The following is a 14,961-nucleotide window of genomic DNA, read 5'->3' as shown; positions in this document are numbered from 1 at the left end:
TTAGGTGACAGGTGGCATCAATGTCACCTGTTTTTCGTGTATTCACACCAAAAATTCGTTTAACAGGCTAATAATTAAGGAATTAACTACATGAATTTGGCGACCTTTAAAAGTTTGGGAATGGCGTTATCGATAACTTTATTCTCTGGTTCAGCATTAGCGGGAAATACGCTTCTGGAAGAAATTACTGCTGCAGATACTGAGCTTTTTAGCGCTTTTAATGCGTGCGATGTTGAAGCGATCAGTACGATTTACTCGCCTGATCTTGAGTTTTATCATGACGTATCGGGGCTGCAGGGTTATCAAGCTAGTATTGAAGCAACGCGTCAACTTTGCTCGCGCGATCTTGGTTTAGTGAGAACGCCGGTCGAGGGAAGCTTTGAAGTTTTTCCAGTTAAAGATTTTGGCGCCATGCACATAGGTGAACATACGTTTTGTCATGAAAGAAATGGTGTAGAAGACTGCGGAACGTTTAGCTTTGCGCACGTATGGAAGCAAACTGATGGCGGTTGGCGGCTGCATCGCGTTCTAAGTTTTGGGCATTAAATAGGTTTAACCAATCCGCACTCGGTTTCGGCCCGCATTTTTAGCTTCGTACATGGCGGTGTCGGTGCGTTTAAGTACGTTCTCGAAGCTGTTGTCTTCGACACCTACGGTACTTACGCCAATGCTTGCAGTAATGGGAATAATGTTACTGTCTATGAGTAGAGGGTTCATTTCTAACGCACTGCGAATCTTCTCTGCGGTGCTTATGGCCCCTTTTTGGTCGGTATGGGGAAGAAGTATAGAAAACTCTTCCCCTCCGGTTCTGGCGGGTATGTCGCTTTCTCTGCAATATTCAATGAGTTTGCCCCCAACAATTTTAATGACTTCGTCGCCAATGTCGTGGCCATAGGTGTCGTTTATGGACTTGAACTTGTCAATGTCTAGGGTAATGAGCGAAAGAGGGCTATCGTAGCGCTTTGCGTTGGTGAAAAAGCGTTGTGAAAAGGTATTGAATGCGCGGCGGTTTGCTATGCCTGTTAGCGGATCGTGGTACGCGTCGAATTTTAGTTTTTCGGCGTACAGGGTAACCTTTTTCACCATCGGGCGGAAAATAAAGAGTGCCTCCACGAGAATGGTAATAATGATGATCCACAGAACTACGCCTTGAGCTTGCCTCAGATGTTCTACTTTTTCTCCGCTTTCTATTTCATATTGTTGAACCGCTGTGTCGAGAGAGGTCAATAAAGGTTCGCGAGCCATGGCGAGGAAGTCGTATTGCAACCAACTTTCGGGAACTTCGGAGTTGTGGTGCTGCGAGATAGCAACTCGTATAGACGTTGTAAAGTCTTCTATTTTTTGGTGAATATTGTGCGGTTCTTCGAAGTATAAAGCTTCCATTTCCGCACTAAACGGAGTGCTTTTATTGGCTGCTAGCGCATAAAGGTGATCTTCAATGAGCGTTAGATGATTACTTTCCAGGGTTTGTAATGCTTGCTCTGCAATACGGCGCGCCTCTTGGTTGCCTGTATTCAAGTACTCTAGGGTGAATAGGCTAGCGCGTTGCGAAATCATGCGCTGTTGACCGCTAATATTAATAAGTTCGCCGCTTCTAGATTGCTGAGCGATAACCCGATCGAGCATAAGGTGAACAAGCAAAGACAATATGGCAATGAGAGACAATGACACGACGTAGGTGAGCGTCATGTATCGGCTGGGGTTTCTTAATTCGTCAGCATTAACTATGTTGTTTGAGTCGGTGCTCATAAAGTTCAACTTTGTTACTTGTGCATATTGTGCATCGCGACATTTAGGCTTTAAAACAAAACCACGTATTTAGAACCTAACACTTGCAAAGCAATTCAACAAATCTGCGCAAACTGAACCTTTGGTACAATAGCAATTTTTCTGCGCCGTGGTATGTTGAATGCAATAGAGATAAAGCGGCTGTAATATGACATTTCTTCCTTTCCTAACGGCTTCGCACGACATGAGCGTTGCTATACACGGACATCACCATAATGGGCTGGTGCTTTTGTCGGTGTGTATGGCCATATTAGCCGCTTATACCAGCTTGTCTCATGTAGAACTTATTAAGAGCATTACGAAACCTTGGCAACGTTTGGTTTGGCATGCGTCTGGTTCTTTAGCGATGGGGCTTGGCGTATGGGCTATGCACTTTACGGGCATGATCAGCTTTCAGCTTCCGTTCGACGTATTTTATTCTCCAACAATTACCGCTATTTCAGTCATTCCGGCGATCATTGCGGCCGCTATTACATTGCAGCTTCTGAAAAAAGAGCCTTTGCAGCCGGGAACTATATTGCTTGGTGGCGTGCTTATGGGGGCTGGTATTGGTGCCATGCATTACACCGGTATGGCTGCGATTCTTACGCACGCCGATATGCGTTATATACCGGTTTGGTTTGCAGTGTCTATTGCTGTGGCGGTGTTGTTAGCGGTTATTGCTTTGGCAACCAAACAGGCCGTTAAGCCTTTTGTGAGAAATGAATATGTGTGTAATGCCTTAAGTGCCGTGGTTATGGGCTGTGCTATTTCCGGTATGCACTATACCGCGATGCACGCCACTTTATTCTTCCCTACAGACGCCATAAAAACGCCTTTAAGTGGCGCAAACGCAAGTCAAATTGTTACTTCCACGTTATTGGTTGCCATGTTTATTGTGCTCACCAGTACGGTAGTGGTGTTAATGGTCCGTAGGCAACATAAATTAGAGCGTGCTGCTGCCGAGCGGGGCGAGGAAGTTGCAGTGCTTACCGAGCGCTTGCAGCGCGTTGCGAACCGGGTGCCGGGCATGGTGTTCGAGTTACACCGCTCGAAAGACGGCTTCTTAACCTTTCGTTATTTAAGTGAGGCGGCAGAGCAGATTTTCGGGGTTTCTCCAGAGCGGGCGATGAAAGACGCGAAAGCAATTTTGGAACTGATGACGCTCTCGGAACGCGCGCGCATTATTGAGTCTTTAACGCAAAGCGCTGTGAATTTGAGAACATGGAGTTATGAGTTTTCGGTTGCTCACAAACATGGTTCGAAGCGCTGGTTGTATGCCACGGCGACGCCGTTTGTAGAGGTTGAGCAAGGCGTAAGTTTTAGCGGTTTTATTACCGACATTACAGACAAGAAAAAAGACGAAGAAACGATTAACCGTTTAGCGTTCTACGATAGTTTAACGGGTTTACCTAACCGCCGTTTCTTCTTACGCAACTTAAGTGAACGTATGGCTCAATTTGCTATAGAAAGCCAAGTTGTGGTGCTGTGGGCTATTAATTTGGACGGGTTTAAACGCATCAATGATGTTCATGGTCAACATCAAGGTGATGCTTTATTGAAAGCCTGCGCAAGACGCCTAGAAAACATTCGAGCTGAGGACGGTTTGTTGTGCCGACTAACGGCAGACGAGTTTGTGATGGTGGCAACTTTCTCTACCGAAGAAGAAGCGCAATTAGCAGCGAGCAGTATCGCCAATCAAACCTTGAGTAAGTTGAATACCCCCTTTGATCTTCCACGGCTGCGCCATCAAAGCTCGGCTTCGGTAGGCGTGGTGCTGATGACCGATGACAGCATAAGCGGTGAAGAAGCGATACGCCGCGCAGACTTGGCGGTGCACCATGCGAAGCAGGTGGGCGGAGCACAATGGCAATATTATCAAGAATCTATTGAGGAAGAAGTAAGTGCTCGCTTCGAACTGGAAATGGACTTGCGTGAAGCGTTAAACAAAGACGAGTTACAGCTGTTTTATCAGCTTCAGGTGGATAGCGAAGGGAACACGGTTGGCGCAGAAGCGCTAATGCGTTGGTTCCACCCAGCGCGGGGCATGGTTTCGCCTGGTTTATTTATTCCGATAGCAGAAGACAGTGGTTTAATTGTTTCTCTTGGTGAGTGGGCACTTACCCAAGCTTGTAAGCAGTTAGCGCTTTGGAAAGAAAAGGAAAGTACAGCCGCGATTCGTTTGTCAGTGAATGTGAGCCCTCGACAGTTCTATCAGCACGACTTTGTAGAGAATGTGCTTCATAACATTAGAGTGAGTGGAATAGACCCAACAAGCTTAAAGTTAGAGCTTACAGAAAGCCTAGTTTTGGAAGACATGGACGTGGTTGTGGACAAAATGCGTGAGCTGAAAGCACATGGCGTAAGCTTTAGTATGGACGACTTTGGCACAGGTTATTCTTCGTTATCTTACTTATCGTTCTTGCCTTTTGACGAAGTAAAAATAGACCAAGCCTTTATTCGCAGAGCTTCTTCCGAGGAATTTTCTCGCGACTGGACTATTGTGGAAGCCATTATTGGTATTGCCAACAACTTGGGTATGGAAGTGATTGCGGAAGGTGTGGAAACACAAGCGCAGTGTGATCGCTTAAAAGCTAGTGGCTGCTTCCGCTATCAAGGTTACCTATTTAGCAAGCCTAGTGCTGTTTCCGACCTGCCCATTTGAGGAAAGAACGGCGGAATGTCTGCTGCTTTCGGTACATCTTCTTCTGGCGTTAGCGCATGATAAAACGGAATTTCCTGTTCTACTTCTAAACGAGGGAAAACTTCACTCCAAAAGCTTGCTCCAAGCTCGCTGATCACGTTGCTTTCCGCATTCATTAAAATAACTAGCCCTACGCTGTATTCCGGTGAATAGGCAACCATTGCTCGATAGCCTTCCACCCAACCACCGTGGTAATAAAGTTCGTGGTCGTTGAAGTTATACTGGCGCCATCCGGCTGCGTAATTGGCGTCTTTCAAGTAACGACGCCAATATCTGCGGCGCAAGTCTCGAGAGGTTCTTACACGTGGCGTGCGAATGTCGGTTAATACAGTATTTGGAATAACTTCTGGACGGTATCCCATGTGTGCAATGAGCCACTGGCTTAGGTCGCTAGCGCTCGCATTTATACCCGCGGCAGCAGGATAATTGTAGTAATGGTGGGTAGGGACCCTTTGGAACCAAGTGCTTCTGCCTTTTACATGCGGCATGGCACTATTGTCGTTATCTACAAGCGCTTGCAAACCAATACTTGCTTGGCGCATACCCAAAGGCTCGAAGAGTAGGTCGTTTACCAGTTGCTCGTAACTTTCACCGGTGGTTCTTTCTATGGTGGGCTCTAACAAGTTAAAGAGCACATTTTGGTAGCCATAACATTCACCGGGTTCACACATGGGGTTAATACTTTGAAAGTACGGCAATACACGGCTCATGGTGTAATTGGCTTCGATGAGGTTGTCATAGGCGTTGGGTACTAGCCCGGCTGAATGGCTCACGATATGGTCTAAGCGAATTTGGTTGGCAAGTGCAGGTTCTTCAAATTGGAAGTCGGGCACAAACTGCGTAATCGGGTCGTGCCAGCTAAAGTATTCGTGCTGTTGGAGTATGGAAGCCAAGGTGCCGGCGAACGTTTTAGACACAGAGGCAAGCCTAAACACCGTATTTTCATCGACAGGAGTTGGATCGTTCAGGGCTCTTACGCCGTAGCTGTGTACTTGATGGACGCGATCGCGAATCACAATGGCAAACACACCGCCAGGAACTTCTTCTTCTGCTAGCTTTTGTTCGAACAATTCTTGAAATTCAGGGTGCAGCGGAACTTGCGCGTGCAGCGCCATGGGTAAGCAGCTTGCTACACAGGCAAGCGTTGTGGCTAAAAACTTCTTAAAGCTTTGTTTCGACATTGTTTAACTAGGCTCGTTGTTATTCTTTTTCTGCTAGAACAAGGTCTACCACTTTAAAGACACTAAGTGCAGTTTCGGCGCTTGCATGGAAAAAATCAATGTCTACGTTCTCAAAAGTGTCAGTGGGTTGGTGGTAGTCGGGGTGATCCGGCACCCCTAAATAGATAAATGGAATGCCTCGTAAATGAAACGGCGCGTGATCTGACGCTGTTGTCCAGTCAGGGGTGTCACCTGCTTCTGAACGTGGTCTGTCGTACGCCGCAATAAGCTTCACCGCGCTTTCAGCTTGAGCTCGGTCAATAAGGGGTACCAGCCACGGGGTGTGGTAGCTGCCCACCGCGAACAATAAGTTGTCGGTGTCACGGCTTAACATGTCTAGGTTTAAGTTAAAGGCTATAGCGTCTGGAGTTAATAACCCAGTCTCGAATAAAGCTTTTGCGCCGCGCAAACCATTTTCTTCCGCATCAAGGGCTGCAAGCAGAACATTGTGCTGCGGTTGGTGCTCGGATAGGTATTCGGCGATTGCCAGCAAAGTAGCTGTGCCAGAGGCGTTGTCGTCTGCACCGTTGTATATTCGACCTTCATGTACACCGACATGATCGTAATGAGCTGTTATTACAATAGTACGTAAGCTCGGTTGCTGCCCTTCAATGCGGGCTAACACATTAACGGCTGTTTTGTTGTCTGGAACCGTGAACGCATGCTCAAAGTTTTCAGTACCCGCCGGTGTAAGTTGTAGTGCGTTGAAGCGCTCTATAATGAAATTGCGTGCGGCTATTCCGCCCTCGGTATCTGGGGCGCGACCTTGCCTGTCGTCATGAGATAACCAACGAATGTCGGCAATTAAAGTTTCAGCGTTAATGCGATTGGGACGCTTAGCTGGTTCTGCGGCAGCGATTAGGCTTTCCACCCGCAATTGCTCTTTAGCGGTAAGATGGTCGACATACTTCGACCATGCAAATTTTCCAAGTAGTGCTGCCACAGATAAACCGATAATAAGAGCAATAATAAATTTGAGGTTGCGGCGCACTGAAAACTCCTTAAAAAAACAGTGATATTTCGAACAACTCTGCTTGGTAAATACGTTCGAAAACCTTAGTATAAAAGCCATTGAAACAAACCAAGAGAGTATAATGAATCAAGCAGTCACTGAACGCGAACGAAAGTCTCCAGGCACGCTTGTCGAGCTGTTGATTACGGTGGCTGTTCCGGCCCTTATCTTAATGAAATTAAGCGGAGATGAACAGCTTGGTTCTGTTTGGGCATTGGTTGTGGCGCTCGCTTTTCCTTTTATTTATGGTAGTTGGGACCTGCTTTCTAACCGCCATGTGAACTTCTTCGCTATCTTGGGCTTGGTGAGTGTTTTGTTGACCGGTGGTATTGGTTTGTTAGAGCTAGACACTAAATACATTGCCATAAAAGAAGCTACTGTACCCGCCATTATTGGTATAGCGGTATGGGTTAGCTTGTACACGCGCTACTCTGTAGTACGTAAGCTTTTGCTTAACCCTTCTATTTTTGATCATGAAAAACTGAATAAGGCATTAGCTGAAAATGGTCAATTAGCGGAGTTCGAGAAAGCTATTGTTCGAGCAGGCTATGGCATTGTGGTTTCGTTCGCATTTTCATCTTCAGTAAACTACATCTTGGCGAAGTCTATTGTCGTGAGCCCAACCGGAACCGAAGCGTTCAATCAAGAACTGGGTAAGCTTACTGCGTTAAGTATTCCGGTAATTGTATTGCCAACCATGGTTATTTTACTTGGCGCTATTATCTATTTATTCTGGAAAATGTATAAGCTTACTGGTGAGTCGGTAGAGAGCTTTATTGAATTAGAATAGCGCGTTGGAATAATAAAAAAGGAGTTGTGATTGATCACCGTTGATTTAAAAGACAGCTTTCACTTAAGAATAACCCGTGAGTTAGGGGACTATCCCCAACACAGTTTCGACGCTTGTCTTTTTGTCCCTGGTGAACTTGGCCTGACACCTTCCTTTTTAGACGAGAAGAGCTTTTACCAGCAAGGTATTCAAATACGGAGAACTTACCAAAGTACCGCTTCACTAGAGCCTCTAGTGAAAAGCCGGCTAGCTCAGCGCCTAGCAAAAACCCAAGACCGCCCAGATCCTCAATATCGAGTGAGCTTGAGCTTATATGGTTACCAATATGTAACTGCAATGGAGCAGGCGGTTCGTAAACTGCAAAGCGACGCACCCGAAAACCTACGTGAAGAGCTGGGTGAACTGGTGGAGCTTAGTGCCACAATTCTGCGCCGCCTACGCCGGAACCGTCCGCAAGACAGCACGATTTCTTTGTACTTCGTGAACATTGATAACTACTTGTCTTGGTTTACAGAGCAACAAATGTTGAAGCTTGCGGCAGAAATGACTTTTGCCGACGACGAAAAAGATATGAAAGAGTTGTTGCTTCGCATTGCTCGCCGTGAAGCGAAGTATCGAGAGGAATACCGATATAACGGTGAAAAGCTAAACCAAGACGGTACTCGTCTTTCCAATAAAATGCGGCTATTGCGCCGATTAATTGAATACCCTGTCTCTATGCGTCGTATCGGTACCGAGTTAGGCAACACCGAGCAAAAGGCTGTGCGAGCAGGTGTTGCGGCTGTGCTCATGTCGGCGGCGTCGTTTTCCATTCTTACCGCGCGTGAGGCGATCGGCGACCTTACAGCCATATTTATTATTGCTTTGGCGTTCTTCTACGGAATGCGTGAATTGTTTCGTGAAGACATCCAACAAAAACTTTGGGGCTGGCTGCGCCGCGGCAGACCCAAGTGGCGATACCAATTTGTAGACGTAAATTCAGATGAAACCATAGGTAAAGCTTTGGAGTGGTTCGACTATAAACGCTACGAAGACTTGCCTGTTGCACTTCAAAATGCGCGACGCTCTGTAACACCTCAACGTGAAGAAACCGTGGTTTGGTTTCGCAGTTATTCACGCATGCTGCCAGCGCGCTTTCTCAGTGGGTATGCTGGCGCACGTGAAACCATCGAAATAGACATGTCGTTGTTACAGCCGCTGATGAACCAAAGTACTTACAGGCTATACAGTGAAGCCGAAGGCGAGGTAGTGAGTGAAGACATTGAACGGCGTTATGTGTTTAACCTTGTTTGCCGCGAGCAAGTGGGCGACAAAAAGGTGGTGGTTAAGCGCTGGAAAGTAATTATGAATTACTCGCGCATTTTAAGTGTTGAGGAAAGCGCCTAATGCCTTCACAAGGAGTAGAGAAAACGGCAAGGAAACGCGAGTTATGGGGCTGGGCAATGTACGACGTTGCCAACCAGGCATACACCACTATTGTTATCTCCTTTGTTTATTCTGCCTTTTTTGTCAATTACATCGTCCCGGAAACAAGCAACTGGCGAGACGCTTATTGGTCGGTTGCCATTTTAGGTTCTACTCTGGTGGCGATGATTCTCTCTCCGATGGCTGGACACTGGATAGACCAAGGTAAATCAAAAAAGACGCTGTTAGCGTGGGCTACAGGTATTTGCGCCTTATTTACCAGCCTATTGTTCTGGGTAAGCCCAGGTGATATTTACTGGGCTATCGCCATTATTTTGGTGTCGAACACCGCATGGATGTTGGGCGAGTCTATCGTGTCGTCATTCCTGCCTGATTTGGCCAAAAAGGAGCATATGGGCATAGTTTCAGGGTTAGGTTGGGGGTTAGGCTACCTCGGTGGTTTTGTCAGTATGGTTATGGTTTCGGTACTGATGATTCGAGCTGATCCAGAAACAGACACTTCGCTTTATGTTTCACAGCATCAGTGGGCAATGATTGCGATATCTATATATTTCCTGGTAGTCGCGCTACCCACGTTTATGCTGGTTAAAGACAGAAAACGTAAATCGGCTAGCCATATACAGCCGTGGTATACCAGCCTTCAGTTTTTGCGCCACGCGAAAAACCAACCCCTACTTTTCCGTTTCTTTGCTGCTTTTATTTTTTATATGGCAGGCGTTCAGGTAGTGGTGAAATTCATTGGTATTTACAGCACCGGAGAACTGAACCTAACGCAAGGGGACTTGGTTTCTGTGTTTTTAGCAACACAATTCAGTGCTTTAGTGGGCGCTCTACTATTTGGCTTTTTCGAGCGGTATTGGGGCGCCAGAAGAGTGCTTTTTGTGGTGATTGCTATTTGGATTGTGGCTATTTTTGGCATTTTTAGCATTCGTGACTTAAGTGCCATGACCGGCATGTCGGTGAAGCATATCTTCTTGGGTATTGCGCTTTTAGCTGGCACCGGGATTGGTTCTATTCAAGCCTCTAGCCGTTCTGTGGTGGGGCTTATTTGCAAGCAGGGACAAGAAGGAATTGCGTTCGGTCTTTGGGGAAGCATGAACCGTGTAGCCATGTTGCTTGCAGCCTCGTTCGGCGTAGTTAGCGACTTACTGTCCCGTCAGTATGCTTTGCTACTTGTTATTATTTTCTTCATATTAGGTGGCTTACTTTTAACCCGTGTCTCACTGAGTCCGAGCACGCAACACAACGAAACGACACAATAAAAATAAATGAGGGGGCGTTATGCTCGGTAATTTAGGTTTAGTTGTAGGTTTAGCATTACTTATTGGTTTGGCCCTTCGTGGCATGAATATTTTGCTCGCCGTACTCATATCTGTCGGCGTTATTGGCTTAACCAATGCCATGAGTTTCAACGACATTTACCTGCAGTACTTTCCTTTTGGCGCTTCCGGGGCATTCTCATTCGCAGGGAACTTCCTCTTATTATTTTTATGTGGGGCTATATTTGGTCGCATTATGGCGGCCAGCCGAGCTGCACAAAGTGTCGCGGTCACGGTAACTCAGTGGCTGGGTGCTGAGCGTGCGTTATGGGTGGCTATGCTGGTGTGTGCAGTATTAACGTATGGCGGCGTAGTGGTGTTTGTAGTGATGTTCACTATGTATCCCATTGGCGTAACACTGATGAAAGAAGCCAATATTCCTCGTCGTTTATACGCAGCAGCCATTGCGTTAGGCGCAGGCACATTTACCATGACTGCAATGCCTGGTACGCCCTCTATTCATAATGTAATTGGTGCGCGCTCTTTAGGTACCGACTTATTTGCTGGCGCAGCTGTGGGCTTAGTGGCTAGTGCCGTAATGATTGGCTTAGGTATGTGGTATTTACAATGGCGTTGGAAGGTTGCAACGCAACAGGGCGAAGGTTACCAAGCTACCGACAAAGACGAGCAAATGCGCAAACTTGCTGAAACGGACAAAGCTATTGTGCCTTGGGGATTAGCTATCCTTCCTATTATTGTGGTACTAGGCAGTATTCTTGTTCCTCGCCTTCTAATGATGGCCAGCATAGAAAGTTCGTGGATAGGCTTCGCTAACACCAATCCTATTTTATGGGCAAGCTTTGCTTTGTTGCTTGGAGCGTTTACTTGTTTCGTGCTGTTTCCCGACGTGCGCAAAGTATTTAGCGTTGCCGCAGGTGAAGGCGCGAACGACGCGATTATGCCGCTTATTAACACTGCTGCCGTAATAGGCTTTGGTGGCGTGGTTATTCAAACACCTGGCTTTAGCGCATTTGCCGAATGGCTACTAGGCTTGCCGTTAGAACCTCTGGTTTCTGTGTTCATTTCGGCGAACTTAATCTCAGGTATTACCGCTTCCGCTTCTGGCGGTTTGCAAATCTTTATGTCTAGTTTGGCAGAGTCATACCTTGCGGCGGGCGTGTCACCTGAAATGCTTCACCGTATTGCGAATCTAGCCGCAGGTGGCTTAGACAGCTTACCGCACTCTGGGGCCGTTATTGCCTTATTTACGCTCATGGGCTTAACCCACAAAGAAGCTTACAAAGATGTATTTGTGGTAACGGTGATTATCCCCATGATCGCTGCATTGGTTGCGGTAGCTTTGGCACTATTTCTTTATTAGGCTTGAAGCCTAGCAAACGAACATTGGTCGTGTTCTCACTTCGGTTTGCCGAGCATCGCTAGACATAGAACAAGAGATTGCTTACAACCGAGGTACAAACAACAAGTGGAACGTAATTATGAAACATAAATTGCAGTGGTTAACCGCATTAACGGTTGCTTCGAGTATGTTGGCTCCTTTGAGCGCAACAGCTGAAGAGTCTGAAGGTTGGTCGGTAACTAATCCTATGGGCGAATTTCAGTCGGTAAGTATTAATACCGACGAAGGTACATGGATGAGTGTCGACGTTAGCCCGAACGGCGAGTGGGTAGTATTCGATATGTTGGGTGACATTTACCGTATGCCAGCAGGTGGCGGAGAAGCCGAATTACTGCGCGGTGGTATTGCTTGGCATATGCAGCCAACATACAGCCCAGACGGTGAATATATTGCCTTCACGTCTGACGAGAACGGCGGCGACAACATTTGGATTATGACCGCGGACGGCTCAGAAGCTTGGGCAGTAACTAATGAAAGCTTCCGCTTGTTGAATAGCCCTTCTTGGAGCCCAGACGGCCAGTACATAGTTGCGCGTAAGCACTTTACGGCTCGCCGCTCATTGGGCGCGGGTGAGATTTGGATGTATCACCGTAGCGGTGGTACAGGTGTAATGCTTACTGCACGCCCGAATGACCAGAAAGACCTAGGCGAACCTGCATTTAGTCACGACGGCAAATATGTGTACTTCTCACAAGACGACACGCCAGGTCCTATTTTTGAATATTCAAAAGACTCAGTAAGCGGTATTTACTCGATTAAGCGTTACGAGTTAGAAACTGGTGAAATTGAAACAATCATTACTGGTCATGGTGGTGCGGTTCGCCCAACACCTTCGCCTGATGGGCGTTTTATCGCGTATGTGGCGCGTGACGATTTCCAAAGTAAGCTTTACTTGTTCGACCTAGAAACGGGTGAACAAACAGAAATTTACGACAATCTAACCCGTGATATGCAAGAGACATGGGCGATTCACGGTGTATACCCGGCAATGGGCTGGACCGATGACAGCGACTCGATTGTGTTTTACGCACAAGGTGGCTTGCACCAGATTGATGTGGACTCTCAAGACGTAACCACCTTACCGTTTGAAGTAAATACGACTAAGCAGGTACAGCAAGCGCTTCGTACGCAGCAGGAAATCGACGATGAGTCTTTCCGTGTGCGCATGATTAGAAGTGCACAAGTGTCGCCAGATGGTGAGCAAGTAATTTACGAAGCCTTAGGTCACTTGTACGTTCGTGACTTACCAAACGGTACCCCGGAGCGTTTAACTTCGCGCACTGACAGGTTTGAACAATTCCCATCTTACTCTCGTGATGGCCGTTATTTGGTTTACACCACTTGGGACGACCAAGAGCAAGGCCAGGTTGTTGTGCGTAACTTGCGCAATGGCAATGAGCGCGTATTGAATACCGGCATTGGCAAGTTTATTGAGCCTGTATTTTCACCAGACGGTGAGTCTGTGGTGTATCGTAAAATTGGTGGCGGCTACTTAACAGACCCTGCTTACGGCATAAACAATGGGGTTTATCACCTAGCTGTTGACGGTGGAGAGCCAGTGCGCATTGCAAGAAGTGGTAGTCAACCTCACTTCGGAAGCAGTAACGATCGTGTTTATGTTTCTGGTTATGGTCGCAGTGGTCCTGAACTTCGCAGCATCGATGTGGACACGCATGATGTCCGTACGCTATATACCTCGTCTCATGCGACTGAATATCAAGTGTCGCCAGATGGTGAGTACTTGGCATTTGCAGAGCGTTTCCGCGTTCATGTAACTCCATTTGTAGAGCGTGGTGATGCCATTAGCATTAGCCCAAACGATCGCCAGTTACCGGTTGAAACCGTGTCTCAAAGAGCGGGTGGTGACATTTCTTGGACCAACGACAGCTTGCACTTGTACTGGACGCTTGGACCAGAGCTCTACAACGCGTCTTTAAGTGGCATGTTCGAGTTGGGTGACAGCGACATTGAAATGGTAGCTGACGGCACAGACATTGGCTTCGAGCAAGAAACCTATGTTCCAGAGCAAACGGTAGCGTTTGTAGGTGGTCGTGTTGTAACCATGAATGACGAACTGGGTGAAAACCAAATCGTCGAGAATGGTGTTGTTGTAGTAACAGGGAATCGTATTGAGGCGGTCGGTCGCCGTGGTGAAGTACGTGTTCCTAGTAACGCACGCGTGATCGATGCGTCAGGGCAAACGATTATTCCTGGCCTTATCGATACCCACGCTCATGGTCCGCAAGGTGAGAATGAAATTATTCCTGAACAAAACTGGAAGCTTTATGCTGGCCTAACGTTCGGTGTAACAACGATTCATGACCCGTCGAATGACACGTCTGAAATTTTCACAGCAAGTGAGATGCAACGTGCAGGTATGATTGTTGGGCCGCGTATCTTCTCGACCGGTACTATTTTATATGGTGCAAATGGCCCAGGATATACAGCGCACGTAGATAGCCTGGACGACGCGCGTTTCCACTTAGAAAGAATGCAGAAGGTAGGCGCATTCTCGGTGAAAAGCTACAACCAGCCACGTCGTGATCAGCGTCAGCAAATTGTGCAAGCGGCACGCGAAATGGGCATGATGGTTATGCCTGAAGGCGGTTCATTGTTCCAGCACAATATGAGCATGATTGCCGACGGTCATACAGTTGTTGAACACTCAATTCCAGTAGAAACAATTTATGACGACGTGTTGCAATTCTGGAGCCAAACCGAAACTGCTTATACACCTACACTAGGTGTTGCTTATGGTGGTATTTGGGGTGAGCACTACTGGTATGCCCATACTAATGTTTGGGAACATCCTAAGTTGTCTCAATTTGTGCCAGAGCGTATTTTACGTCCGCGCTCAATGCGCCGTGAAATTGCACCAGAACATCACTATAACCACTTCAATATTGCGCGTGGAGCAGCAGAGCTGCAAGCCGAAGGTGTACGTGTAACTGCGGGTGCTCATGGTCAGCGTGAAGGTTTAGCACAGCACTGGGAAATCTGGATGATGGAACAAGGCGGTATGAGCCCACTGCAAGCACTTCGCACGGCTACTATTGATGCTGCAGAGCACTTAGGCATGGACCAAGCGATTGGTTCTATCGAAGAAGGTAAGTTAGCGGACATCGTGGTGATTGACGGTGACATTCTTACCGACTTTAGACTGACTGATCGTGTGACTTACACCATGGTGAACGGACGTTTATTCGACGCTGAAACCATGCAGGAAATGGGGCCTAGTGCACAGCCTAGACAGCCGTTCTATTTTGAAGAGCAGAACTAAGATGTTGTAACCACATCTGAACAAAAGGCCGCTTTTTCGAGAGATTAAGCGGCTTTTTTGTGTGTATCTTTTGCTATTTTAAAA

General features: G+C 47.1%; 10 protein-coding genes. 7 read left to right on the top strand and 3 right to left on the bottom strand.

Annotated features, from left to right (window positions below):
• Positions 1-90: 90 nt before the first annotated feature.
• A complete protein-coding gene (locus tag EYQ95_RS11260) occupies positions 91-546 on the top strand; it encodes a nuclear transport factor 2 family protein (RefSeq protein WP_111916058.1) in 456 nt (151 codons plus the stop codon).
• A gap of 6 nt (positions 547-552) precedes the next feature.
• Here EYQ95_RS11260 and EYQ95_RS11255 read toward each other — a convergent pair whose 3' ends face one another.
• Positions 553-1,749, bottom strand: a complete 1,197-nt coding sequence (locus tag EYQ95_RS11255; protein ID WP_111916057.1) for a diguanylate cyclase — start codon at positions 1,747-1,749, stop codon at positions 553-555.
• Between the two features lie 280 nt (positions 1,750-2,029).
• Here EYQ95_RS11255 and EYQ95_RS11250 point away from each other — a divergent pair, with 280 nt between their 5' ends.
• Positions 2,030-4,432: an EAL domain-containing protein gene (locus tag EYQ95_RS11250; RefSeq protein WP_165924713.1), complete on the top strand. Its 2,403-nt coding sequence runs from the start codon at positions 2,030-2,032 to the stop codon at positions 4,430-4,432.
• On the opposite strand, the gene EYQ95_RS11245 is transcribed toward EYQ95_RS11250, so the two are convergent.
• Positions 4,387-5,652, bottom strand: coding sequence for a serine hydrolase (locus EYQ95_RS11245; protein WP_111916055.1), 1,266 nt, complete (start codon positions 5,650-5,652; stop codon positions 4,387-4,389). The genes EYQ95_RS11250 and EYQ95_RS11245 overlap by 46 nt on opposite strands.
• Positions 5,653-5,671: 19 nt before the next feature.
• The gene (locus EYQ95_RS11240; protein ID WP_165831991.1) at positions 5,672-6,682 is read right to left on the bottom strand and encodes a M20/M25/M40 family metallo-hydrolase; all 1,011 of its coding nucleotides are present in this window, start codon (positions 6,680-6,682) and stop codon (positions 5,672-5,674) included.
• Between the two features lie 103 nt (positions 6,683-6,785).
• On the opposite strand from EYQ95_RS11240, the gene EYQ95_RS11235 reads away from it, so the two are divergent.
• The 5 genes from EYQ95_RS11235 (at position 6,786) to EYQ95_RS11215 (ending at position 14,877) form a co-directional block, all read left to right on the top strand.
• Entirely contained in the window at positions 6,786-7,493 is a 708-nt protein-coding gene (locus EYQ95_RS11235) for a VC0807 family protein (RefSeq protein WP_111916053.1), read from the top strand.
• 30 nt (positions 7,494-7,523) lie between these two features.
• Positions 7,524-8,879 carry a hypothetical protein gene (locus EYQ95_RS11230; RefSeq protein WP_111916052.1) on the top strand — a complete coding sequence of 452 codons (1,356 nt, stop codon included), beginning with the start codon at positions 7,524-7,526 and terminating at the stop codon, positions 8,877-8,879.
• On the top strand, positions 8,879-10,180 hold the full coding sequence (locus tag EYQ95_RS11225) for an MFS transporter (protein ID WP_111916051.1): 1,302 nt from the start codon (positions 8,879-8,881) through the stop codon (positions 10,178-10,180). Before EYQ95_RS11230 ends, EYQ95_RS11225 begins: the two co-directional genes overlap by 1 nt.
• 19 nt (positions 10,181-10,199) lie before the next feature.
• Positions 10,200-11,558 carry a GntP family permease gene (locus EYQ95_RS11220; protein ID WP_111916050.1) on the top strand — a complete coding sequence of 453 codons (1,359 nt, stop codon included), beginning with the start codon at positions 10,200-10,202 and terminating at the stop codon, positions 11,556-11,558.
• A gap of 118 nt (positions 11,559-11,676) precedes the next feature.
• Entirely contained in the window at positions 11,677-14,877 is a 3,201-nt protein-coding gene (locus EYQ95_RS11215; RefSeq protein ID WP_111916049.1) for an amidohydrolase family protein, read from the top strand.
• Positions 14,878-14,961: the final 84 nt, after the last annotated feature.

It is taken from the genome of Lysobacter sp. N42 (genome assembly GCF_004344885.1).
The sequence above is the reverse complement of the archived record's forward strand: the minus strand, read 5'-3'. Positions and strand labels throughout refer to the sequence as shown.

Excerpts from the sequence above, each read along its gene's own strand:
- EYQ95_RS11260 (WP_111916058.1), top strand. The coding sequence starts at position 91 with ATGAATTTGGCGACCTTTAAAAGTTTGGGAATGGCGTTATCGATAACT.
- EYQ95_RS11255 (WP_111916057.1), bottom strand. The coding sequence starts at position 1,749 with ATGAGCACCGACTCAAACAACATAGTTAATGCTGACGAATTAAGAAAC.
- EYQ95_RS11250 (WP_165924713.1), top strand. The coding sequence starts at position 2,030 with ATGGCCATATTAGCCGCTTATACCAGCTTGTCTCATGTAGAACTTATT.
- EYQ95_RS11245 (WP_111916055.1), bottom strand. The coding sequence starts at position 5,652 with ATGTCGAAACAAAGCTTTAAGAAGTTTTTAGCCACAACGCTTGCCTGT.
- EYQ95_RS11235 (WP_111916053.1), top strand. The coding sequence starts at position 6,786 with ATGAATCAAGCAGTCACTGAACGCGAACGAAAGTCTCCAGGCACGCTT.
- EYQ95_RS11225 (WP_111916051.1), top strand. The coding sequence starts at position 8,879 with ATGCCTTCACAAGGAGTAGAGAAAACGGCAAGGAAACGCGAGTTATGG.
- EYQ95_RS11220 (WP_111916050.1), top strand. The coding sequence starts at position 10,200 with ATGCTCGGTAATTTAGGTTTAGTTGTAGGTTTAGCATTACTTATTGGT.
- EYQ95_RS11215 (WP_111916049.1), top strand. The coding sequence starts at position 11,677 with ATGAAACATAAATTGCAGTGGTTAACCGCATTAACGGTTGCTTCGAGT.